18 protein-coding genes, 2 tRNA genes and 4 pseudogenes are annotated in these 20,718 nt (G+C 62.8%); 11 read left to right on the forward strand and 13 right to left on the reverse strand.

The window, feature by feature from the left end:
• The first annotated feature begins 231 nt into the window (after positions 1-231).
• Complete coding sequence (gene dcd, locus EKK97_RS10430; protein ID WP_159551695.1) at positions 232-798, forward strand: dCTP deaminase; 567 nt, start codon at positions 232-234, stop codon at positions 796-798.
• 225 nt (positions 799-1,023) lie between these two features.
• On the opposite strand, the gene purN is transcribed toward dcd, so the two are convergent.
• Together purN and purM are read right to left on the reverse strand one after the other, a co-directional pair.
• Positions 1,024-1,749: a phosphoribosylglycinamide formyltransferase gene (gene purN, locus EKK97_RS10435; protein ID WP_159551697.1), complete on the reverse strand. Its 726-nt coding sequence runs from the start codon at positions 1,747-1,749 to the stop codon at positions 1,024-1,026.
• Positions 1,746-2,822, reverse strand: a complete 1,077-nt coding sequence (gene purM / locus EKK97_RS10440; RefSeq protein ID WP_159551699.1) for a phosphoribosylformylglycinamidine cyclo-ligase — start codon at positions 2,820-2,822, stop codon at positions 1,746-1,748. The genes purN and purM overlap by 4 nt, the downstream gene beginning before the upstream one ends.
• Before the next feature lie 156 nt (positions 2,823-2,978).
• On the opposite strand from purM, the pseudogene EKK97_RS10445 reads away from it, so the two are divergent.
• Both EKK97_RS10445 and hda read left to right on the forward strand, forming a co-directional pair.
• Positions 2,979-4,054, forward strand: a pseudogene (locus EKK97_RS10445) (AI-2E family transporter).
• Positions 4,051-4,752: a DnaA regulatory inactivator Hda gene (gene hda, locus EKK97_RS10450; protein ID WP_159551701.1), complete on the forward strand. Its 702-nt coding sequence runs from the start codon at positions 4,051-4,053 to the stop codon at positions 4,750-4,752. Before EKK97_RS10445 ends, hda begins: the two are co-directional and overlap by 4 nt.
• A gap of 8 nt (positions 4,753-4,760) precedes the next feature.
• Here the strand turns inward: hda and EKK97_RS10455 are convergent, their stop codons facing one another.
• The 3 genes from EKK97_RS10455 to EKK97_RS10465 form a co-directional block, all read right to left on the reverse strand.
• Complete coding sequence (locus tag EKK97_RS10455; protein WP_159551703.1) at positions 4,761-5,309, reverse strand: hypothetical protein; 549 nt, start codon at positions 5,307-5,309, stop codon at positions 4,761-4,763.
• 153 nt (positions 5,310-5,462) lie between these two features.
• The gene (locus EKK97_RS10460) at positions 5,463-5,876 is read right to left on the reverse strand and encodes a phasin family protein (protein WP_340162954.1); all 414 of its coding nucleotides are present in this window, start codon (positions 5,874-5,876) and stop codon (positions 5,463-5,465) included.
• Between the two features lie 90 nt (positions 5,877-5,966).
• Positions 5,967-7,097, reverse strand: coding sequence for a sensor domain-containing diguanylate cyclase (locus tag EKK97_RS10465; protein WP_159551705.1), 1,131 nt, complete (start codon positions 7,095-7,097; stop codon positions 5,967-5,969).
• 128 nt (positions 7,098-7,225) lie between these two features.
• Here EKK97_RS10465 and EKK97_RS10470 point away from each other — a divergent pair, with 128 nt between their 5' ends.
• A complete protein-coding gene (locus EKK97_RS10470) occupies positions 7,226-7,975 on the forward strand; it encodes a helix-turn-helix domain-containing protein (RefSeq protein ID WP_267963959.1) in 750 nt (249 codons plus the stop codon).
• A 10-nt stretch (positions 7,976-7,985) separates the two neighbouring features.
• Here the strand turns inward: EKK97_RS10470 and EKK97_RS10475 are convergent, their stop codons facing one another.
• Positions 7,986-8,471 (reverse strand): hypothetical protein, encoded by a 486-nt coding sequence (locus EKK97_RS10475; protein ID WP_234286319.1) that lies wholly within the window; start codon positions 8,469-8,471, stop codon positions 7,986-7,988.
• A 284-nt stretch (positions 8,472-8,755) separates the two neighbouring features.
• Between EKK97_RS10475 and EKK97_RS10480 the strand changes: the two genes are divergently transcribed.
• Positions 8,756-10,138 (forward strand): class II fumarate hydratase, encoded by a 1,383-nt coding sequence (locus tag EKK97_RS10480; RefSeq protein ID WP_159551711.1) that lies wholly within the window; start codon positions 8,756-8,758, stop codon positions 10,136-10,138.
• A 61-nt stretch (positions 10,139-10,199) separates the two neighbouring features.
• Here EKK97_RS10480 and EKK97_RS25780 read toward each other — a convergent pair whose 3' ends face one another.
• The 3 genes and pseudogenes from EKK97_RS25780 to EKK97_RS10490 form a co-directional block, all read right to left on the reverse strand.
• Complete coding sequence (locus EKK97_RS25780; RefSeq protein WP_340162955.1) at positions 10,200-10,502, reverse strand: glycerol-3-phosphate dehydrogenase C-terminal domain-containing protein; 303 nt, start codon at positions 10,500-10,502, stop codon at positions 10,200-10,202.
• Positions 10,503-10,567: 65 nt separating this feature from the next.
• Positions 10,568-11,785: pseudogene (gene glpD, locus EKK97_RS10485) on the reverse strand (glycerol-3-phosphate dehydrogenase); the annotation flags it as partial.
• Between the two features lie 112 nt (positions 11,786-11,897).
• A pseudogene (locus EKK97_RS10490) lies at positions 11,898-12,655 on the reverse strand (DeoR/GlpR family transcriptional regulator).
• Positions 12,656-12,805: 150 nt separating this feature from the next.
• Here EKK97_RS10490 and glpK point away from each other — a divergent pair.
• The 3 genes from glpK to EKK97_RS10505 all read left to right on the forward strand — a co-directional run bounded on the left by glpK (position 12,806) and on the right by EKK97_RS10505 (position 14,541).
• Positions 12,806-14,293 (forward strand): glycerol kinase GlpK, encoded by a 1,488-nt coding sequence (glpK, locus tag EKK97_RS10495; protein WP_159551715.1) that lies wholly within the window; start codon positions 12,806-12,808, stop codon positions 14,291-14,293.
• A 77-nt stretch (positions 14,294-14,370) separates the two neighbouring features.
• A tRNA-Val gene (locus tag EKK97_RS10500) sits at positions 14,371-14,447 on the forward strand.
• Positions 14,448-14,464: 17 nt separating this feature from the next.
• A tRNA-Val gene (locus EKK97_RS10505) sits at positions 14,465-14,541 on the forward strand.
• 54 nt (positions 14,542-14,595) lie between these two features.
• Here EKK97_RS10505 and EKK97_RS10510 read toward each other — a convergent pair.
• Positions 14,596-15,081 carry a GAF domain-containing protein gene (locus tag EKK97_RS10510; protein WP_422673550.1) on the reverse strand — a complete coding sequence of 162 codons (486 nt, stop codon included), beginning with the start codon at positions 15,079-15,081 and terminating at the stop codon, positions 14,596-14,598.
• A gap of 99 nt (positions 15,082-15,180) precedes the next feature.
• Here EKK97_RS10510 and EKK97_RS10515 point away from each other — a divergent pair, with 99 nt between their 5' ends.
• Positions 15,181-15,480, forward strand: a complete 300-nt coding sequence (locus EKK97_RS10515) for an MTH1187 family thiamine-binding protein (RefSeq protein WP_159551717.1) — start codon at positions 15,181-15,183, stop codon at positions 15,478-15,480.
• Between the two features lie 78 nt (positions 15,481-15,558).
• Here the strand turns inward: EKK97_RS10515 and EKK97_RS10520 are convergent, their stop codons facing one another.
• Genes EKK97_RS10520 through EKK97_RS10530 form a run of 3 tightly spaced genes read right to left on the reverse strand, consistent with a single transcriptional unit; the run spans position 15,559 to position 18,045 of the window.
• The gene (locus tag EKK97_RS10520) at positions 15,559-16,374 is read right to left on the reverse strand and encodes a MetQ/NlpA family ABC transporter substrate-binding protein (protein ID WP_159551719.1); all 816 of its coding nucleotides are present in this window, start codon (positions 16,372-16,374) and stop codon (positions 15,559-15,561) included.
• A gap of 29 nt (positions 16,375-16,403) precedes the next feature.
• Positions 16,404-17,057 (reverse strand): methionine ABC transporter permease, encoded by a 654-nt coding sequence (locus EKK97_RS10525; protein WP_159551721.1) that lies wholly within the window; start codon positions 17,055-17,057, stop codon positions 16,404-16,406.
• On the reverse strand, positions 17,038-18,045 hold the full coding sequence (locus EKK97_RS10530; RefSeq protein ID WP_422673566.1) for a methionine ABC transporter ATP-binding protein: 1,008 nt from the start codon (positions 18,043-18,045) through the stop codon (positions 17,038-17,040). Before EKK97_RS10530 ends, EKK97_RS10525 begins: the two co-directional genes overlap by 20 nt.
• A gap of 534 nt (positions 18,046-18,579) precedes the next feature.
• On the opposite strand from EKK97_RS10530, the gene EKK97_RS10535 reads away from it, so the two are divergent.
• Both EKK97_RS10535 and EKK97_RS10540 read left to right on the forward strand, forming a co-directional pair.
• Entirely contained in the window at positions 18,580-19,209 is a 630-nt protein-coding gene (locus EKK97_RS10535) for a riboflavin synthase subunit alpha (RefSeq protein ID WP_159551725.1), read from the forward strand.
• A gap of 207 nt (positions 19,210-19,416) precedes the next feature.
• Positions 19,417-20,708: pseudogene (locus EKK97_RS10540) on the forward strand (NCS2 family permease).
• Positions 20,709-20,718: the final 10 nt, after the last annotated feature.

Below are 20,718 nucleotides of genomic sequence, written 5' to 3' on the forward strand. Positions count from 1 at the left end.
TTGCCATGGGCCGTGACGAGTGCACCAAGGGCCGCTATGATAGCGGCCCTAGGCTATATCCGAAAACTGGCTGCGCTCGGTCATACGGCGTTAAAAATCGGCTTAAAATGCTCATTTACTAAAGTAAACTCCGCTCTTGCGCCGATTTTTGCCTGGTCTGACCTTCGCTCGCCGTCTTTTCGGCCATAGCCTACTTCTTCATTCTTCGGCACAACTCTTTCAGGACGTCCCATGAGCATCAAGCCCGACAGTTGGATCCGCCGCATGGCCGAGCGGGAAGGTATGATCGAACCCTTCGAAGCCGACCAGGTGCGTTACGTGAACGATCAGCGGGTGATCTCCTTCGGTACCTCCAGCTACGGCTACGACGTTCGCTGTGCCGACGAGTTCAAGGTGTTCACCAATATTCACTCCGCGGTCGTCGACCCCAAGGCGTTCGACGAGAAGAGCTTCGTCGACATCAAGGGCGATGTCTGCATCATCCCGCCCAACTCCTTCGCCCTGGCGCGCACCGTGGAGTACTTCCGCATCCCGCGCAGTGTGCTGACCATCTGCCTGGGCAAGTCGACCTACGCCCGCTGCGGCATCATCGTCAACGTGACGCCGCTGGAGCCGGAGTGGGAAGGGCACGTGACCCTGGAGTTCTCCAACACGACCAACCTGCCGGCCAAGATCTACGCCAACGAGGGCGTGGCGCAGATGCTGTTCCTGGAGTCGGACGAGGTGTGCCAGACCTCCTACAAGGATCGCGGTGGCAAGTATATGGGGCAGAGGGGAGTGACTTTGCCCCGCACCTGAGAGAAAGCGTCGATTTATTGCTGCGCTCGACCTTCTGAGCGCCGGCGGTGCCGAGGCGTCGGACCGTCAAAATCCTCATGTAGCAGGCTACACTCCGGTTGACTCGCAGCCTTCGGCTTCTCGCCCCTTTGGGGCCAGCCTACGGCTGTTTGTCGCTTCGCTCGGTATTGCGCTCCGGCGGCGATCAGCATGTCATCGCTCGCGACATAAATCGCCGGCTTTCTACTATTTCTCGTCCAGTTCTTCGGCGGCGTCGGCGTGGGAGAGGCGTAGCCCCTGTGGTGGCAGCGGGGTGCCGTCGAGCACGGCGGCCTCGCCCTCGAGGCGCAGCCGGCCCTCGAGGAACCACTTCACCGCGATGGGATAGATCAGGTGCTCGCGGGCGTGAACCTTCTCCTTCAGGCTCGCCTCGGTCTCGCCCTCGCTCACTTCCACCACCGCCTGGATCGCGACCGGGCCGCCGTCGAGTTCCTCGGTGACGAAATGCACGCTGCAGCCGTGCTCGGCCACGCCGTCGGCCAGCGCCTTGGCGTGGGTGTTCAGGCCACGATAGGCGGGAAGCAGAGAAGGGTGGATGTTGAGCATGCGGCCATGGAAGCGCTGCACGAAGCGCGAACTGAGTATGCGCATGAAGCCGGCCAGCACCACCAGGTCCGGCTCATGGCGCTCGATCACCTTGATCAGGGCGCCATCATAGGCTTCGCGGCTGTCGTACTCGCCGTGGGGCAACACCACGGCATCGATGCCGGCATCGCGGGCTCGTTGCAGGCCGTAGGCATCCGCGACGTTGGAGATCACCGCGACGATCTCACCGCCGAGGCGGTCGTGGGTCTGCTCGTCGATCAGCGCTTGCAGGTTGCTGCCATTGCCGGAAATCAGCACCACGACCCGGCGCGCGCCGGTCGGCTCGGGCGTCAGGTCGTTGAGGGTGTCGCTGGCGTAGTCGCTCATGCCTCGAGGTTCTCCAACTGCACGGCTTCTTCATCTTCGTTGCGAGCAACGATCTCGCCGATGCGGTAGACCGTCTCTCCCTGCGCCTGCAGGTGGGCGCGGGCCTGGTCGGCCTGGGCGGAGGGAACGACGACGACCATGCCGATGCCGCAGTTGAGCACGCGATACATCTCGCGTTCCTCCACATTGCCCTGCTGTTGCAGCCAATCGAACAGGGCTGGGCGGGTCCAGCTCTTCACGTCGATGCGTGCGGCGAGCATATCTGGCAATACCCGCGGGACGTTTTCCAGCAGTCCGCCACCGGTAATGTGGGACAGGGCGTGCACCGCCACACCGCTTTCCTTGATCAGCGACAGCAGCGGCTTGACGTAGATGCGCGTGGGAGCGAGCAAGGCGTCGCCGAGCGGCTGGCCGTCGATGGCGGTATCCAGCGATGCGTCGCTGACCTCGAGGATCTTGCGGATCAACGAATAACCGTTGGAGTGCGCCCCGGTGGAGGCGATGCCCAGCAGCACGTCGCCTTCGCCGACCTTGCTGCCGTCGAGGATTTCGGACTTCTCCACCACACCGACACAGAAACCGGCAAGGTCGTAGTCGCTGCCTTCGTACATGCCGGGCATCTCGGCGGTTTCGCCACCCACCAGGGCGCAGCCGGCGCGCTCGCAGCCTTCGCCAATGCCGGTCACCACGTCCGCGGCGATGTCCACATCCAGCTTACCCGTGGCATAGTAGTCGAGGAAGAACAGCGGCTCGGCGCCGGCTACCACCAGGTCGTTGACGCACATGGCAACCAGGTCGATGCCGATGGTGTCGTGGCGGCCCAGGTCCATGGCCAGGCGCAGCTTGGTGCCCACGCCATCGGTGCCGGAAACCAGCACGGGCTCACGATAGCCCGAAGGCAGCTGGCACAGGGCACCGAAGCCGCCCAGCCCGCCCATCACCTCGGGGCGCAGGGTGCGCTTGGCAACGCCCTTGATGCGGTCGACCAAGGCATTGCCGGCATCGATGTCGACGCCAGCATCCTTGTAGCTCAGCGATGCCTTGGCGTTGTCGGGAGAGGTGGAATCGGTCATGGCCTGTCCTGTACGAAGAAGCGCGGTTGATGGTCCGTTGGCCGGCACGCGCGAGTTGGCGCCTGACGGCCGAAGCAGTGGGCAAGATCGGGCCGGAATTGTAGCATCACAGCGCACGGCTCGCATCGCCGTGGTTGGAGAACGCAGGGAGGGGTGATGCGTAAAGAATGGTGGGTCCTGATCGGTGCAGTGGCCGTGGTGTGGTTGCTGTTCCAGTTGGAAGCGATGCTGATGCCGTTCATCGCCGGCATGATCCTGGCGTACCTGACCGATCCGCTGGCCAATCGTCTCCAGCGCCTGGGTTTGTCCCGTACCCTGGCGGTATGCGGAGTCTTCCTGATCCTGGTGGTGATCCTGGTGGTGGCTTTGCTGGTGTTGATTCCACTGGCAGTACAGCAGGTGCGCCAGTTCGGCCTGATGATTCCCGGTATCTTCGATTGGGTGGAAACCGTCCTGGCGCCTCAAATCCGCGGCTGGACGGGCCTGGACGTGGCGGCCGACCTCGATGACGTGCAGCAGACGCTGGCCCAGCACTGGCAAGATGCGGGGGCTATCTGGCGCCGTTCCTAGGCAAGATCGGCCGTTCCGGGGCAGCCTTCCTGGCCTGGGTGACCTATGTGGCACTGATCCCGGTGGTCACCTTCTACCTGCTGCTCGACTGGGATCGGCTGCTGACCAATCTGCGCAGCATGGTGCCGCGTCGCTGGGAAGCCGATGTGGTTCGCCTGAGCCGCCGCTGTGACGACGTGCTCTCGGCCTTCCTGCGCGGTCAACTACTGGTCATGCTGACGCTGGGTGCGATTTATGCCGTGGGACTGACCGCCATGGGGCTGCGTTTTGGGCTGTTGATCGGCATGGCCGCGGGACTGGCCAGTATTGTGCCGTTCCTGGGCTTCATCGTCGGCATCAGCGTGGCGCTGGTCGTGGCGTTCTTTCAGTTCGGCACCTGGCTGGCGCTGCTCGGTGTACTCATCGTATTCGCCATCGGCCAGGTGCTCGAGAGCGTGGTACTCCAGCCCAAGCTGCTGGGCGATCGCATCGGGCTGCATCCGGTGGCGGTCATCTTCGCCGTGCTGGCCGGCGGTAACCTGTTCGGCTTCACCGGTGTGCTGCTGGCGCTGCCGGCCGCCGCGGTGATCATGGTACTCTTGCGGGAACTCAACGAACGCTACAAGCGCAGCAGTCTCTACGACGCCCAGAAGCGGGATCGTTGCCACGAGGATTCTCCATGAGCCGAGCGCCGGCGCAGCTGCCATTGGGAGTGGGGCTGCGCGACGATGCCACCTTCGACAGTTTTCTGCCGGCGGCCAATGCCAGCCTGGTGGATCGTCTCTCGCATCAGTTCGATGCCGGCGGTGAACCGTTCCTCTATCTGTGGGGAGCGCCGGGCAGCGGTCGCAGTCACCTGTTGCAGGCTGCCTGCCACGCGGCGTCCGATCGCGACTTGCGCGCGCTCTACCTGCCGCTGCGTGACCTGGGGCACTTCCCGCCGCTGATGCTCGAGGATGTCGAGCGGCTCGACCTGGTAGCCATCGACGACATCGACAGCGTCATCGGCCGGCGACGCTGGGAGGAGGGGCTTTTCCACGCCTTCAACCGCTTGCGGGATGCCGGCAAGCGGCTCGTGGTGTCGGCCGCCGCGGCGCCACGCCAGCTACCAGTCAAACTGCCGGATCTGGCCTCGCGTCTGACTTGGGGTGTGACCTTTCACCTGCAGCGTCTCGACGACGGCGAGCGGCTGCAGGCGCTTCAGCTACGGGCCCGGGTGCGTGGGATGCAGTTGCCCGACGAGGTAGCACGTTACATCCTCCACCGCGGACCGCGTCGCCTCGACGAGCTGTTCGAGGAACTCGCCGTACTCGATAGCGCTTCGCTGTCCGCCCAGCGCAAGCTGACCATTCCCTTCGTCAAGCAGGCGCTGGGCTGGTAGTGACGCCGTCAGCGGCTGAGGTTGACCTCGAGCCGCTGGCCGTTGCGCAGCGATACCTGGCGCAGGATCACCTGACGCTCACCGCGTGAATTGACCATGCTGCCCGAGACGTAGAACTCCCCGGCCGGAAGCCCGTTGAGGCTGAAGTTCCCATTGGCATCGGTGCGGGTGGTGTGGGTGTACTCGCGCGCCCGAGGATCGGCCGGTTCGACGGCTCTTCCTGCCAGGGCATGTTCCGCGGCTTCGGCCGAGTAGGTAGTGACAGGGGCGACGGAGATCGTTTCCCCGCCCCCGGGAGTGCCGTTGAGGCTGAGCCTGCCTGTGATGGCAGCACTACCGCGTTTTTCCAAAGAGGCATATTCATCCACGGGGAACGCCACCTGGCGGGCGATGCGGCCTGGTGACGGAGCGGGGCGCTCGGCATCCGGGCGTCTTTCGTCTGTGCGGGACGGCTCGCCGATCTCGATCACTTCGATGCGCTCAGGAGGGGGGCCAGGCTGCATCTGACAGCCGGCAAGCGTCAGGCCCAGCAGGACCAGGGGAATCCAGGCTTTCATTCGGTACGTCCTCAAAACCATGCCCGTGCGCATCGAGCATAAACGATGAGAGTAGGCCGGTGACAGACCTGAGGGGCAAATGAAAGGCCCGCCGAACGGGGTTCGACGGGCCTCGGAAGCTGCAATCTCGGAAGCTGCAACGCGGTGGCGCGGTTACGACTTCGAAGCCAGCTCGGATGCGGCCTGTTGTGCCTGACTCAGGCTGCTCTGGGCCAGCTTCTGGCTTTCCTGGAAGAACTCTTGATGCAGAGAGACGACCTTCTCGGCATCTCCCTTGACGCGCTCGGCCATGCCCTTGGCAAGCTGTTGCTGCGCTTCGGCATAGCGGCGCAGGCCGTCGGCATCGCGTACGTCGAGCAGTTCACGGGCCTGTGTAAGGCCGGCTTCGGCATAGCCCTTGGCCGCGTCCAGTTGGGCGGTGAAGAGCTTTTCGGTGTAATCGATGCTCAAAGCCGCATAAGCGCGGGCCGGGCCGAGAAGCATGGCTTCGAACGGTTTGGTATCGAAGCTGAAAGACTTCATCATTGTGCGTGAACCTCCGGGTTCTTCTCTATAGCGAACGGTCAACCTATCCTATTGCGCTGCAACGTAGCAGAGTTATTTGTGCGCTGCAACATGAAGCTTGATACGTTTTGTCGCATGCCCTTAGGCTGTGCATCAGATCGCGCACTCGATGCGATTGCGCCCGTTGCGCTTGGCCTGCAGCAATAACGTATCGGCACGGTGAATCAGATCGACGACGAAGCGGTCGTCGTGCGTGAGACTGGCGATGCCGACACTGACGGTGAGCCGCGTGGTCTGGTTCAGCGTCCGCTGCAAGCGCTCGGCGATCTCTTTTGCTCCAGCGGCCGTGGTTTCGGGCATCAGGATGAGAAACTCGTCGCCGCCATAGCGGCCAACCAGATCACACTCCCTGACGGTGGCAAGTACGGTGCGGGCTACGTTGCGCAGGGCTTCGTCACCAGCAAGGTGACCCTCGGTGTCGTTGATTTCCTTGAAATGGTCGATGTCGAGCATCATCAGGCACAACGACTGTTCGTAGCGGAAGGCGCGACGCAACTCCAGTTCGGCCAGTTCCAGCAGGTAGCGGCGATTGTAGGTCTCGGTCAGATAGTCGCGTATCGCCAGTTGGGTGAGCTTCTCGTTGGCGGCAACCAGTTCTGCGGTGCGCTCGTGCACCCGACGCTCGAGCTCCTGGCTGTGCGAGTAGGTTCCGGCCATCTTCTCGGACAGTAGCGACATGTCGCGGGATACACCGAAAAGATGGGTAACGGCGCCTTCCTGGTCGGTGATGGGCACCAGCAGGGTTTGCCAATGGCCATGCTGGCAAATACCGTCGCGGTCGATATAGCCGCCTTTCTCTTCGTAGCGAATTGGGCTGCCGCACTCGACGCAGCGGTTCAGGTTGGCGATCACTCCATGGCACATGGGGGCGGGTAGCAACTGCTCGATGCGCTTGCCGATGAAGGTGGCTTCGTCACCGAGCATGGCCTGGCGCGTCGGGTTCATGGCTTCGATGACGAAGTCGGTCGGCCCCTCGACGCGAACGATGAACATATGCTCAGGACAGTACTCCCAGAGATTGTGGACCAGCAGCATACCGGCGTTAGCATTCAACCGGTTAAGAATATTCGACGTCATCCAGCTCGTCTTGTGCATGGTGAAGCTCCCTTGAGTCGCGCCCCCCTTGTTCCCAGAGGTGACGCTATGCATCCGGCTCCCAAAAATCAGTGAGGTCTGCGGCGTTGCAGCATTAACACTAGGTGGGCGTTTTTCTTCGTGCAGCATGATTTTCGTCATGCCTGCTGGGGAGTCTCTCTTTGGCTTGACCCGCCAATGGCATGAGGTAACTCAAACTGCGGCGCACAAGGAGGCTCCTATACTTAATCTGTGTCCCAAGGAATAAGGGCTACGCCATGGCGAATCATGGAAAAAGATTCGATGATTCAACGGCTTCACAGTGCCTTTCATGCTATTTGAAAGCACTTTGCCTACCTCGAGACCTGACGCCCGAACAGTTTGGAACCCTTGGTCGTATCGTCGATGCTCCCGTGAGGCTCGACAAACGGGAGTCCTTGGTGCAACAGGGAGCGACCTTCAGTCATCTGTATGCCGTGCGTACCGGCAGTCTCAAGCAAGTCACCGACGGCGCGAATAGCGAAACGCTGCTGACCGCTCTGTATCTGCCTGGTGACATCATTGGTTTCGATTCCATCGGCTCTGGCCACTATTCCGGCACGATCGTTGCCTTGGAGTCGTCGTCCGTGTGCCGCTTGCCTTTCGAGTGCTTGGATGAGCTGAGTTCGCGAATGCCCATCCTGCGCCGTCACCTACAGCGCAACATCAGCCGGACGATGCAGGAAGAGAGACTGCGGCTTCATCAACTGCTGTCTCGCACCGCGGAGGCCCGCCTGGCTTATTTCCTGCTGGGTATCTCCAACCGTTTTCGTCAGCGCGGCTATTCGCCGCATCACTTCCGTCTGGCAATGTCGCGCGGCGACATCGGCAGCTATCTAGGCCTGACGCATGAAACCGTGGGCAGGACCCTGGCGGCCTACCAGGCCCAGAGACTGCTTTATGTCAGCGGTCGCGACTATCACCTGCTTGACGTGACCAGGCTCGAGCGACTGGCCTCTTCCACCGGCAGGCGGCAGAAGAGGGCATGAGCCGCTTGGCCTAGGCGTGATGCAAGAGCAGCGAGGCGCTGTGATGCTCTCGGAATTCGAGCAGCACATGACACTCCGCCTCCTTTTCGCTGACGAAGTCGATGAAAGGCCGGTGTAGCTCCGGTGTGGCATTCGTCTCGAGTAGCCAGGCGAAGAATCTCTTCGACTCCACCGCCGTGAGGATGGCTTGATCGAGTAGCTGGACAGCCATGCCATCGTCCACGACGAAGAAGTGCTGGCGCGTCACCTCGAAGTTGGGGGGATTCACTGGGACAGTGCTGATACAGGCTTCCAGATCGAGGTGACTGGCGATCTGGTGCAAGGTGGCTAGTCTGCTTTCGCATTGCAGGCCCAGGCTTGCCATGAGTCGACTGACCTGTGGAGCAGTGGGCAAGAAGCCGAGAGTCAGCCGGCGATAGCGCTGAAGCTCTGCCATTTCATGGGCGCTGGCTAGTGTCAGCTGCTCTTGGGGGAGAAGCAGCAAGGAAGCTTGCATGTTCATCATGTCGTTTGAATCCACGAGTCTTTCGCTGTTTGCGAGTCGTTGTTAGGTGCCTTCCATTGGTCTGGCGAAGTGATCTTAGGAGTGTGGGAGCAAACGAAACAACGACAACTGTCACAAAACCAAGCGATCCTGCTGCGATCGGGGCCTTTCTTGATAATTGTCAACTTGTCACCGCCGGGGCTGTCACTTGGCGGGAAGACAGGCTGCTTGTTCCTTGCATGTGGCTCCTCCCGGACCCATGGTGAAGGAGAAGAATCGGTCAACGAGGGAACGACATGAGCGAACAGCATCGTATCGAGCGCGACAGCATGGGGGAGCTGCGGGTGCCGGGCTCGGCACTCTATGGTGCCCAGACCCAGCGCGCCGTGGAAAACTTCCCGGTTTCGGGCCAGCCGATGCCGACGGCCTTCATCCATGCCATTGCCCGGATCAAGCTGGCCGCGGCCAAGGTGAATCGCGATCTCGGCCTGCTCGATGGCGTACGGGCCGAAGCCATCGTCGCCGCTGCCCAGGAGATCGTCGACGGCAAGCACGACGACCAGTTTCCCGTGGACGTGTTCCAGACCGGCTCGGGCACCTCGAGCAACATGAACGTCAACGAGGTAATCGCCCATCTCGCCAGTCGTGACGAGCTGAAGGTCGGGCCCAACGACCACGTCAACATGGGGCAGTCGAGCAACGACGTGATCCCCACCGCCATCCATCTCTCGGCGGCATTGGAGGTCACTGCACGGCTGCGCCCCGCGCTGGTGCAGCTGCGTGCCACTATCGATGAGCGGGCCCTCGAGCTGGATCGGGTGGTCAAGACCGGGCGCACTCACTTGATGGATGCCATGCCGCTGCGGCTCGGACAGGAGCTGGGCGGCTGGTCGAGCCAGGTGGGACAGGCCATCGAGCGTATCGACAGTGCCATGGTGAGGCTTTCTCGTCTGGCCCAGGGCGGAACGGCAGTGGGTACGGGAATCAACGCGCATCCTGAGTTCGCCGAGCGCATGGCACAAGAACTCAGTGCCCAGACCGGTCTCTCCCTGGCACCCAACGACAGCTTCTTCGCCAGCCTCGGCTCTCAGGATGCTGCCGTCGAGCTGTCCGGACAGCTCAAGGGCCTGGCCTGTGTGATCATGAAGATTGCCAACGACCTGCGCTGGATGAACTCGGGGCCGCTGGCCGGGCTTGGCGAGATCGAACTCGAGGCGCTGCAGCCCGGCAGTTCGATCATGCCGGGTAAGGTCAATCCGGTGATTCCCGAATCGGCCGCGCAGGCGGCCGCGCAGGTGATCGGCCTGGATGCGGCGGTCACCGTGGCCGGACAGAGCGGCAACTTCCAGCTCAACGTGATGCTGCCGCTGATCGCCAACAACCTGCTGACCTCGATCACGTTGATGACCAATACCGCGCGACTGCTGGGCGAGCGGGCCATCGCCACCTTCCGGGTACGGGAGGATAGGCTGGCCGAGCCGCTGGCGCGCAATCCCATCCTGGTGACGGCGCTGAACGGAGTGATTGGCTACGATGCGGCGGCGGCCATCGCCAAGCAGGCCTACCAGGCCGGGCGACCGATCGTCGAGGTGGCCGCGGAGCAGACAGATTTGAGCCGCGAGGAACTCGAGCGCCTGCTCGACCCGGCCCGGTTGACCGAGGGGGGAATACCCGACTGAATCACTTCAATCCTGTTGCTTGCGGTGGAGGCTCGCAAATGGTCTAACCTGGCGATGGGAGTCAGGCCGCCAGCACCTGACGATGGGCTTCGACATGGGCGTTCAAGCGCTCTACCTGACGCGGCGTCAGGCGCAGGCCGAGCTTGGTGCGTCGCCAGAGGATATCCTCGACCTCGAGAGCCCATTCATGATCGAAGAGATGATCGGCCTCGGCGGCAGTGAAGCCGGCGCCGAACTCTTCGCCCAGGTCTTCGGGGCCCTTGGCTCCTTCGAGAAACCGCAGGCACAGGCTGCCATAGCTACGAGCGAAGCGGCGCGCACGCGCCTCTCCGAGCCAGGGGTAATCGTGCAGCAGGCGTGCCATGAAGCTCTGCTGGCTGCCGATCTCGCCCCCGGCAGTGAGGCGGTTGCGGTCCAGCTTGGCCCCATGCCGGGCAGGGCAGGTGCCAGCTGTTTCAGAGCGGCTTCCGCCAGCTTGCGGTAAGTGGTGATCTTGCCGCCAAATACCGAGAGCATCGGTGCGCCGGAAGCGTCCAGCGCCAGCGTGTAGTCGCGGGTCATGGCCGAGGGGTCGGCCGACTCGTCGTCGCATAGCGGACGCACGCCGGAGAAGCTCGCGATCACGTCACGACGGGCGAGCTGGCGGCGGAAGTGAGCATTGACCACGCCGAGCAGGTAGTCGACTTCCTCCTCGCTGATCGAGGCCTTGGCCGGGTCGCCCTGATAGCGCCGGTCGGTGGTGCCGACCAGACTGAAGTCGTCTTCGTAGGGCAGCACGAAGACGATCCGGCGATCGCTATTCTGCAGGATATAGGCACGCTCATCGGCATTGAGCCGGGGCACGATCAGGTGGCTGCCCTGGATCATGCGAATCGAATATTGCGACGGCCGTGCCGCCTGCTCGCGCACCACTCGCTCGACCCAGGGGCCGGCCGCGTTGACCAGCGTGCGTGCGCGACGCTCGAAGCGCTGCCCGCTGCGTACGTCCTCGAGTTCGACATGCCACACCCCATCCTTTTCGTGCGCCCGTGTGCAGCGTGTTCGCACTAGAATCTCCGCGCCTCCCTGACGGGCCTGAATGGCGTTGAGCACCACCAGGCGCGCATCATCCACCCAGCAATCCGAATATTCGAATCCGCGTACCATTTCTTCCTTGAGCGGTGAATCGGAACCAAAACGAACACCCCGCGATCCGGGCAGTTGCCTGCGCTTGCCCAGGTGGTCGTAGAGAAACAGGCCGGTGCGAATCATCCAGGCCGGTCGCAGGTGAGAGCGGTGGGGCAGGATGAAGCGCAGTGGCCAGATGATGTGCGGTGCCTTGCGCAGCAGGACTTCACGTTCGCGCAAGGCCTCGCCGACGAGGCGAAACTCGCGATGCTCGAGATAGCGCAAGCCGCCATGGATCAGCTTGCTGCTTGCCGATGAGGTGGCGCCGGCCAGGTCGCCCTGTTCGCAGAGCCCCACGCTGAGCCCACGGCCGGCGGCGTCGTTGGCAATGCCTGTGCCGTTGATGCCGCCGCCGATGATGAAGATATCGAGTAGCTTGTGAGAGGTGTGCGCCATGGGGAGGCTCCGAGCATACGGCCCAGGGGCGGGGCCGAACCGATAATGTTTGAAAACGAACATAGAACAATCGAAATCGAACATCAAGAGCCAAGAGCGCAACGCCGCCTCGTCGTATCGGCGAGAAGCGGAACGCTCGAGAAGGCTGCCTGTGAAAAGGCTGCCTGAAGGAGAAGAAGGAAGAGGGGGCTATGGCTCAGGCGATATGCAGGGCGACGTCGTTGACCTGCATGAGATGAACGATGCGCTCGGGGGCTGGCGATCGGTGAACAGGGCATCCAACTGGGCGATGTTGCCCTGGCGGACGACGGGATTGCGATGGAATTTCGAATGATCGGCGATCAGGTAGACCTGACGGGAGTTGTGAATGATGGCCTGGGCGACGCGCGCCTCCTGGTAGTCGAACTCCAGTAGCGAGCCATCCTCGTCGATGCCGCTGATGCCGATGATGCCGAAATCCACCTTGAACTGGTTGATGAAGTCGATCGTTGCCTCACCGATGATGCCGCCGTCACGCGAACGGACCTGGCCGCCGGCGATGATGACGTTGAAATCCTCCTTGTGCTGGAGGATGGCGGCTACGTTGAGGTTGTTGGTGATTACCTCGAGCCCCTGGTGGTCGAGCAGCGCCTCCGCTACCACTTCGTTGCTGGTACCGATGTTGATGAACAGCGAAGCGTGGTCGGGAATATGGCCGGCGACCAGCGCGGCAATCCGCCGCTTGGCCTCGAGATTGAGGTTCTTGCGTGTGCTGTAGGCGGTATTGACGGTGCTGGATTCGAGTCCTGCGCCGCCATGCACGCGACGGATCATGCCTTCTTCCGCCAGCGCGTTGAGGTCCCGGCGTATGGTCTGCGGGGTGACGGAGAAGTGATCCGTCAGCTGTTCGATACTGGCATAGCCCTGGCGGCGCACCAGGTCAACGATGGCATCTTGTCGTTGTTGCTGGTTCATGGCGGCTCCCTTTCGATCACGCGAGTGTAAGCGATTCGGCACGCTATCGGCAGGCAATCAGCGATTTATTCTACGAAAGTCGTAAAGCATTGCGAACATACTCAAGTACTCTTGGTGATCATAAACGAACATACAACGACGGGATGCAACATGGCCGACTACCTACTCGCCATCGACCAGGGCACTACCAGCTCGCGTGCCATTCTCTTCGACCGCGGCGGCCATGTGATCCAGGTGGCCCAGCGTGAATTTCCCCAGCATTTTCCCCATGACGGCTGGATCGAACACGATCCGCAGGATATTTGGGACACCGTACTGGCCACATGCCGTGACGCGATAGAGCAATCCGGGGCTGCTCCCGAGGCGCTTGCCGGTATCGGCATCACCAATCAGCGAGAGACCACCCTGCTGTGGGACCGGGCCACGGGACAGCCGCTCTATAACGCCATCGTCTGGCAGGACCGGCGGACAGCGGATTTCTGTCGGCAGCTGCGCGACCAGGGCCACGCCGACCTCGTCCAGGCACGCACCGGACTCTTGATCGACCCCTATTTCTCTGCGACCAAACTGGCCTGGTTGCTTGATAACGTGGAAGGGGCCCGCGAACGTGCCGAGCGCGGTGAACTCGCCTTCGGTACAGTGGACAGCTTCCTGCTGTGGCGGCTCACCGGGGGGCGCGTGCATGCCACCGACGCTACCAACGCCTCGCGTACGATGCTGTTCAACATCCATACCCAACAATGGGACGACGAGCTGCTGGCGCTGTTTGGCATTCCTCGCGGGGTGCTGCCGGAGGTGCGCGACAGCAGCGACGACTTCGGCCGAACCGATTCTCAATGGCTGGGGGTCGAGCTGCCCATCGGCGGGGTGGTCGGCGACCAGCAGGCGGCGCTGGTGGGGCAGGCCTGTTTCGAGCCGGGCATGGGAAAAAGCACCTATGGCACTGGCTGCTTCATGATCGTCAATACGGGTGACAAGCCGGCGCAGTCGCGCAACCGCCTGCTGACCACCGTGGCCTACCGTATCGATGGCAAGACCACCTATGCCCTCGAGGGCAGCATCTTCGTGGCGGGGGCCGCCGTGCAATGGCTGCGTGATGGCCTCAAGCTGTTCGACCATGCCGCCGAAACCGAGGCGTTGGCCAAGCAGACCCGCGCTGGGCATAGCGTCTACCTGGTGCCTGCCTTCACCGGACTGGGGGCGCCCCACTGGGACCCCAAGGCGAGGGGCGCGATCTTCGGCCTGACACGGGATACTGGAATCGCCGAGATCGTGGCTGCCGGGCTGCAGGCGGTCTGCTACCAGACCCGCGACCTGCAGACCTGCATGAGCGATGACATGGGGGCGCCTCCTGGCACCCTGCGTGTCGATGGCGGCATGGTGGCTAACAGTTGGCTGGTCCAGTTCCTGGCCGATATGCTGGGCGTACGGGTCGACCGGCCCACGGTGCTCGAGACGACAGCGCTAGGGGCGGCCTACATGGCGGGGCTGCACTTCGGCTGGTACCGCGACCTCGAGGAAATCGCCGAACTGTGGCGCTGTGAGAGAAGCTTCACGCCCAGCATGCCGGAGGCCGAGCGCGAGCGGCTCTACCAAGGCTGGCTCGAGGCGGTGGAGCGTGTAAAAAGCGGCGTCTGAAGCTTGCAAAAGCCTGCGATATCGGTAAGATATGCATCCGTTGCCGCCGCTTGAGGTGAGCAAGAAAAGGCCGAGACAGGACCATAGCTCAGTTGGTTAGAGCGCCACGTTGACATCGTGGAGGTCGGCGGTTCAAATCCGCCTGGTCCTACCAGCCTTTTCGTCTTTTTCAGGACCATAGCTCAGTTGGTTAGAGCGCCACGTTGACATCGTGGAGGTCAGCGGTTCAAATCCGCTTGGTCCTACCAGAATTCGAACGCCCCGAGGCCAGTGTCTCGGGGCGTTTTGCATTGCATCATTCGTCAATGCGAGGACAGGAAGTCGGGCAGGTCGGTACGCGCGTTGAACACCTCGACCAGCGCCTCGATGCCCGCCTGATCCACCTCGTCGAAGCGTCCGTGCCGCGGGCTGTCGAGATCCAGCACGCCCCACAATGTCCCTTGGCGCAAAATCGGCACCACCAGCTCCGAGTTCGATGCCGCATCGCAGGCGATGTGGTCGGCGATGGCATGCACGTCGTCGATGCGCTGGGTTTGGCGGCTCCTGGCGGCGCCGCCGCACACCCCCTTGCTGAAGGGGATCGGGTTGCAGGCCGGCTTGCCCTGGAAGGGGCCAAGCGTGAGCAGCTCGGGCTGGCGCTGCAGGTAGAAGCCGGCCCAGTTGAGCTCCGGCACCTGCTGCATGATGAAAGCGCAGGTCTGGGCGGCGTTGATCAGCCAGTCGCGATCGTCGAGCAGAGCCTCGAGCTGACGGGTCAGCAGCGTGTAGTTGGGCATGTCCGGTGCCATGGAATCTCTAGTACTCAGTTGTTGGGTTTGAAGAATGGTCTGGTCGTCACTAGCTTTCGGATAGTAAGGACATCCGTAGGTCGATCAGGAGGATTGAGTATGCATGTAGTTGCCGATGTCAACGTGACGCCGATCGGGGCGGGAGCCTCGCTGTCGTCTCATATCGCCGCCTGCGAGGAGGTGATCGAGGAGGCTGGGCTCAAGTATCGCTTGCACGCCCACGGGACCAATATCGAAGGCTCCTGGGAGGAGGTGATGCGCGTGATCCAGCGTTGCCACGACGTGCTGCACGAGCGCGGTGCGCCGCGGGTGGACAGCGCGATCCGCATCGCCACGGCCACCGACAAGGATCAGAGCCTCGAGGAGCGGATCGATAAGGTCGAACGCAAGATCGGCTGATTCGAGCCGTTCCTGTCAAACGAACGGGCCGACGCATGGCGTCGGCCCGTTGTCATTCATATGGCGAATCGCCCGGCATTACTGCCAGCCAGGCACCGCGCCACCGTCGAACAGCTCCAGCGCCTTGGCGGCGACTTCGTCGCTCTGGTAGGCCGAGACCAGTTGCTGGATCTCCTCGCGCTCCTCGTCGCCGGAGCGCACCGCGATCAGGTTGACGTAGGGCGACTCGGGGCCTTCCTTGATCAGCGCATCGTCCAGGCGCAGGCCGGCGGGCTGGGCGAAGGTGTTGTTGATGAAGGCCAGGTCGACGTCAGGCAGCACGCGCGGCAGCTGGGCCGCCTCGATCTCGCGGAAACGGAACTCGTTGGGGTTCTCGATCACGTTGACCGGGGTGGCTTCGAGGTTCTCGGGATCGTCCAGCACGATCAGGCCGGCGTTGTGCATCAGGATCATCGCGCGACCGCCGTTGGTGGGGTCGTTGGGCAGGGCGATGATGGCGCGCTCGGGCAGTTCGTCGATGCTGTCGTGCTTCTCGGAGTAGGCGCCGATCGGATAGACGAAGGTATGGCCGGCCACGGCCAGGTCGTAGCCGCGATCTTCGATCATGCTGCGCAGGTAGGGCTCGTGCTGGAAGGCATTGGCATCGAGGCTGCCATCGGCCAGCGCCGCATTGGGTGAGACGTAGTCGGTGAACTCGATGATCTCGACTTCGAGGTCGTAGCGGTCGCGGGCGATCCCGACCGCCACTTCCATTACCTCCGACTCGGGGCCGGACATGGTGCCGACCTTGATCGAGCGGGTCTCGGTGGCGCCGTCGTCGTTGCCGCAGCCGGCAATCAAGGTGGCGCCGACCAGGGTGGCGGCGCCGAGCAGGCGGGTCAGGGTTGCTTGCATTTGGGTCGTTCTCCTTGCGTGAGATGCAGTCACTTGCGATCCGACTTGCGTACCAGGTAATCCCCCAGGCTTTGGAAGCCCTGCACCATGACCACCAGGATGGCCACGGTGATCAGCATGATGGTGGGGTTGAAGCGGTTGTAGCCGTAGCGAATGCCCAGGTCGCCCAGGCCGCCGCCGCCCACGGCCCCGGCCATGGCCGAGTAGCTCACCAGGGTAACCACGGTAATGGTCAGGCCGGTGATAATGCCGCCGCGGGCTTCCGGCAGCAATACCTTGGTGATGATCTGGTGAGGTGTGGCGCCCATCGACTGGGCGGCCTCGACAAGTCCCGGCGGAATCTCGTTGAGTGCACCCTCCACCAGGCGGGCGACGAACGGAATGGCGGCGATGGTCAGCGGCACGATGGCGGCATTGGTGCCGATCGAAGTGCCGACGACCATGCGCGTGAAGGGGATGATCGCCACCATCAGGATGATGAAGGGGATTGAGCGGCCGATATTGGTCACCATGCCCAATACCTGGTTGAGCGCCGGGCGCGCCAGGATCTGGCGAGGGCGGGTGACGTAGAGCATCACGCCCAGCGGCACGCCGAACAGGGCCGAGATCACGCCCGACACGGCAACCATGTAGAGCGTGTCCAGGGTCGCCTGGAGGATCAGGTCAATCATCGCGCTGGACATGGCCGAGCACCTCCACGTGAAGATCATGGGTTTCGAGATAGTCGATGGCGCGACGGGTCTGCTCGGGTGAACCGAGCAGTTCGGCGATCATCAGCCCCAGGGTGCGCTCCTGGATCGACTCAACCTTGGCCTGGAGAATGCTCACGTCGACGCCGCACTCCCGCGCCAGGCGCGAGATGAGCGGCGTGGAGACGGCGTCGCCGGAGAACGCCAGGCGAACTACCGGGTGGGTATGCTCGCCCGGCGCCTCTTCCAGTCGCTCGACCAGCGCCTTGGGCGGCTCCAACTGCAGGAAGTCGTTGAGGAACTCGCGGCCGAGCCGGGTTCGCGGGGCGGTGAAGAAATCGCCCACCTCGGCCTCCTCGACCAGTTCGCCATCGGAGATCAAGCTGACCCGATGGCAGATCGATTTGACCACCTCCATCTCGTGGGTGATCAGCAGGATGGTCAGGCCAAGCTTCTGGTTGATTTCGCGCAGCAGGGCGAGGATCGAGCCGGTAGTCTGGGGGTCTAGAGCCGAGGTCGCCTCGTCGCAGAGCAGCACGCGGGGCTCGCTGGCCAGCGCCCGGGCGATGGCCACGCGCTGCTTTTGCCCGCCGGAGAGCTGGGCAGGGTACTGGCGGGTCTTGTCGGCCAGTCCGGTCAGCTCGAGCAGCGGCAGCACGCGCTCGCGGATCGCGCCACGCTTCATGCCCATCAACTCCAACGGCAGCGCGACGTTGTCGAATACGTTGCGTGTGGTCAGCAGGTTGAAGTGCTGGAAGATCATGCCGATGCGATGTCGGGCCTGGTTGAGTTCGGCGGCGGAGAGATCGGTCATCTCCTGGCCGTCGACCACGACACTGCCGCTGGTGGGGCGCTCGAGCAGGTTAACGCAGCGGATCAGGGTCGATTTGCCGGCACCGGACAGGCCGATGACGCCGTGGATGCTGCCCTGGGGCACGTGCAGATCGACGTTCCGGAGGGCCTCGATCGTTCTGGTTGGCATGTCGCGGCGACGCGCGGCGAATGGTAGCCGGCTTCCGGGCCTGCTGAGATGGTAGGTCTTGGAGACGTTGCGTAGCGTGATCATCTGGCTTCCTGGGGCCGTCCCGGTGGTGCGGGCGCAGCGGTAGCCAGAGCGGATGACCGGAACGAAAAAAAGGCCACCCTGACGGGTGGCCATCAACGCTGGACACACCCTTTTAGCTGCACTTCACGCTGCTGGACAGGGAATTCGTGATTCCTCGCCGGCAGCGTGGGCGCCCGCAATCCGGGTACAAATCGGCGCCTGAAATGTGAGGCGGCATCTTAGGACCAAAGGTGTATCGTGTCAATCCATTTGGTGAATGCGCGGTGCCCCTGGCGCTTTGTTTGGTAAAATTTGCTGGATATACCCTGGTTGGCATGCGTTCGTTTCGTTGTCGGTGCCGTCATGCGGGCCGGCACCGATGGACGTAGGGTAGCTGAATTCTTAAACTGCCAGCCCATCCTTTTCTTTTTGCTCTTCACTCTCCCTGTCGGGAGCTGCCCAGGAGACGCCATGTTCACAGGCATCGTTCAGGGGACGGCCGAGATCGTCGCCATCAAGGAAGCCGAGGCATTCCGCACTCATGTCGTGAGCCTGCCGGAATCTCTGCGCGAGGGGCTGGAACTCGGCGCTTCGGTGGCGCACAACGGCGTCTGCTTGACCGTGACGGCCATGGAGGGGGAGCGCGTCAGCTTCGACTTGATGCGCGAGACGCTGCGCGTGACCAATCTCGGCGCGCTGCGCGAAGGCGACCGCGTCAATATCGAAAGGGCAGCGCGTTTCGGCGATGAGATCGGCGGTCACGCCATGTCCGGGCACGTCATGGCAATGGCCGTGCTGGTCGAGCTGGACGAAGCGCCGAACAATCGCCGGCTATGGTTCGAAGTGCCGCATGCACTGGGACGCTTCCTGTTCGACAAGGGGTACATCGGCGTCGATGGCATCAGCCTGACGATCGGTGCGGTGAGGCATGCTTCGGCCGATCATGGTCCGCGCTTTTGCGTCGACCTGATCCCCGAAACGCTGGAGCGCACTATTCTGGTCGATCGCGTGCCGGGCGACTGGGTCAACATCGAGATCGATCCGCAGACCCAGGCTATCGTCGAGACCGTGGAGCGGGTGCTCGCCTCGCGCGGTGCCTGAACTCCGGCTTCAAATGACCGTTTCGTCAAGTCTGCGTTGGCAGCTGCACTGGCGCGTGGCGCAGAGTTTGCTTATACAGAGCGAACCGTGCCATGGCGTTCAAGGCGGGCCTCGCATCGCAGGCAGCCCTTGGGTACCATGTGCGACTTTTCTCGCCCCCCTGGTCGACGGCCAGCCCTAGTGCGCAGGAATGCCAAAATGAAGAACATGCTCGATAAACACTTCAAGCTGACGGAACACAATACCAGCGTGAAGACCGAGGTCATTGCGGGAGTCACCACCTTCCTGACCATGGCCTATATCATCTTCGTCAACCCCAGCATTCTCTCCGAAGCGGGCATGGACTACGGCGCGGTGTTCGTCGCGACCTGCCTGGCCGCCGCCGTCGGCTGTCTGATCATGGGGCTGTGGGCCAACTATCCCATTGCCCAGGCGCCGGGTATGGGGCTCAACGCCTTCTTCACCTACGGTGTCGTGCTCGGTATGGGCTACACCTGGGAGGCGGCGCTGGGGGCGGTGTTCCTGTCCGGCTTCTGTTTCTTCCTGCTCAGCGCCTTCAAGATTCGCGAATGGATCATTCACTCCATTCCGCTCTCCCTGCGGCTGGGCATTGCCGCCGGTATCGGCCTGTTCCTGGCCATGATCGCGCTCAAGAACGCCGGTATCGTGGTGTCGAACCCGGCCACCTACGTGGCGCTGGGCGATCTCTCCGAGCCCGCTGCCATCTATGCACTGCTGGGCTTCTTCGCCATTACCGCCATGGCCTATCTGCGCATCACCGGCGCGGTGATGATCGGTATTCTCGGCGTGACCGTGCTGGCCATGATCCTGGGCATAACCAGTATGGCGGCCTGATGTCGATGCCGCCTTCCATCGCGCCGACCTTCATGGCGCTGGATCTCGCCGGAGCGCTCGACGTGGCCATGCTCAGCGTGATCTTCGCCTTCCTGTTCGTCGACCTGTTCGATACCTCGGGCACCCTGGTCGGCGTGGCCCACAAGGGCGGGCTACTCGACAAGGACGGCAAGCTGCCGCGCTTGGGTCGCGCCATGATGGCCGACAGTGGCGCCTCCATGGCCGGTGCCGTGCTGGGTACCTCGACCACCACCAGCTATATCGAATCCACCGCCGGCATCGCTTCGGGCGGGCGCACCGGTCTCACCGCCGTGGTGGTGGCCGCGATGTTCCTGATCAGCCTGTTCTTCGCCCCGCTGGCCGGCTCGATTCCCGCCTACGCCACGGCTGGCGCGCTGCTCTACGTGGCGGTATTGATGGCCGGAAGCCTGGCGCACGCCAACTGGGACGATCCGACCGATGCTGCCCCTGTGCTGATCGCCGCGCTGGCAATGCCGTTGACGTTCTCGATCGCTGAAGGCATCGCGTTGGGCTTCATCAGCTACGCTGCTATCAAGACCCTCTCCGGCCGCTTCCGGGACCTCAATCCGGCCGTGGTCGTGCTGGCGATCCTGTTCGTGTTGAAGTTCCTGTTCCTAGACTGACATTTCCTCA

The sequence above is a fragment of the Billgrantia tianxiuensis genome (assembly GCF_009834345.1).
Lineage (GTDB): Bacteria > Pseudomonadota > Gammaproteobacteria > Pseudomonadales > Halomonadaceae > Halomonas > Halomonas tianxiuensis.

Bases quoted from the DNA above. Each gene is read 5' to 3' on its own strand.
- EKK97_RS10520 (WP_159551719.1), bottom strand. From the start codon at position 16,374: ATGCAAGCAACCCTGACCCGCCTGCTCGGCGCCGCCACCCTGGTCGGC.
- EKK97_RS25780 (WP_340162955.1), bottom strand. From the start codon at position 10,502: ATGGCACGCCTGCTGCACGATTACCCCTGGCTCGGAGAGGCGCGTGCG.
- glpK (WP_159551715.1), top strand. From the start codon at position 12,806: ATGGCCGACTACCTACTCGCCATCGACCAGGGCACTACCAGCTCGCGT.
- EKK97_RS10535 (WP_159551725.1), top strand. From the start codon at position 18,580: ATGTTCACAGGCATCGTTCAGGGGACGGCCGAGATCGTCGCCATCAAG.
- EKK97_RS10530 (WP_422673566.1), bottom strand. From the start codon at position 18,045: ATGCCAACCAGAACGATCGAGGCCCTCCGGAACGTCGATCTGCACGTG.
- EKK97_RS10510 (WP_422673550.1), bottom strand. From the start codon at position 15,081: ATGGCACCGGACATGCCCAACTACACGCTGCTGACCCGTCAGCTCGAG.
- purN (WP_159551697.1), bottom strand. From the start codon at position 1,749: ATGAGCGACTACGCCAGCGACACCCTCAACGACCTGACGCCCGAGCCG.
- hda (WP_159551701.1), top strand. From the start codon at position 4,051: ATGAGCCGAGCGCCGGCGCAGCTGCCATTGGGAGTGGGGCTGCGCGAC.
- dcd (WP_159551695.1), top strand. From the start codon at position 232: ATGAGCATCAAGCCCGACAGTTGGATCCGCCGCATGGCCGAGCGGGAA.
- purM (WP_159551699.1), bottom strand. From the start codon at position 2,822: ATGACCGATTCCACCTCTCCCGACAACGCCAAGGCATCGCTGAGCTAC.
- EKK97_RS10470 (WP_267963959.1), top strand. From the start codon at position 7,226: ATGGCGAATCATGGAAAAAGATTCGATGATTCAACGGCTTCACAGTGC.
- EKK97_RS10515 (WP_159551717.1), top strand. From the start codon at position 15,181: ATGCATGTAGTTGCCGATGTCAACGTGACGCCGATCGGGGCGGGAGCC.
- EKK97_RS10455 (WP_159551703.1), bottom strand. From the start codon at position 5,309: ATGAAAGCCTGGATTCCCCTGGTCCTGCTGGGCCTGACGCTTGCCGGC.
- EKK97_RS10465 (WP_159551705.1), bottom strand. From the start codon at position 7,097: ATGCTGCACGAAGAAAAACGCCCACCTAGTGTTAATGCTGCAACGCCG.
- EKK97_RS10525 (WP_159551721.1), bottom strand. From the start codon at position 17,057: ATGTCCAGCGCGATGATTGACCTGATCCTCCAGGCGACCCTGGACACG.
- EKK97_RS10480 (WP_159551711.1), top strand. From the start codon at position 8,756: ATGAGCGAACAGCATCGTATCGAGCGCGACAGCATGGGGGAGCTGCGG.
- EKK97_RS10475 (WP_234286319.1), bottom strand. From the start codon at position 8,471: ATGCAAGCTTCCTTGCTGCTTCTCCCCCAAGAGCAGCTGACACTAGCC.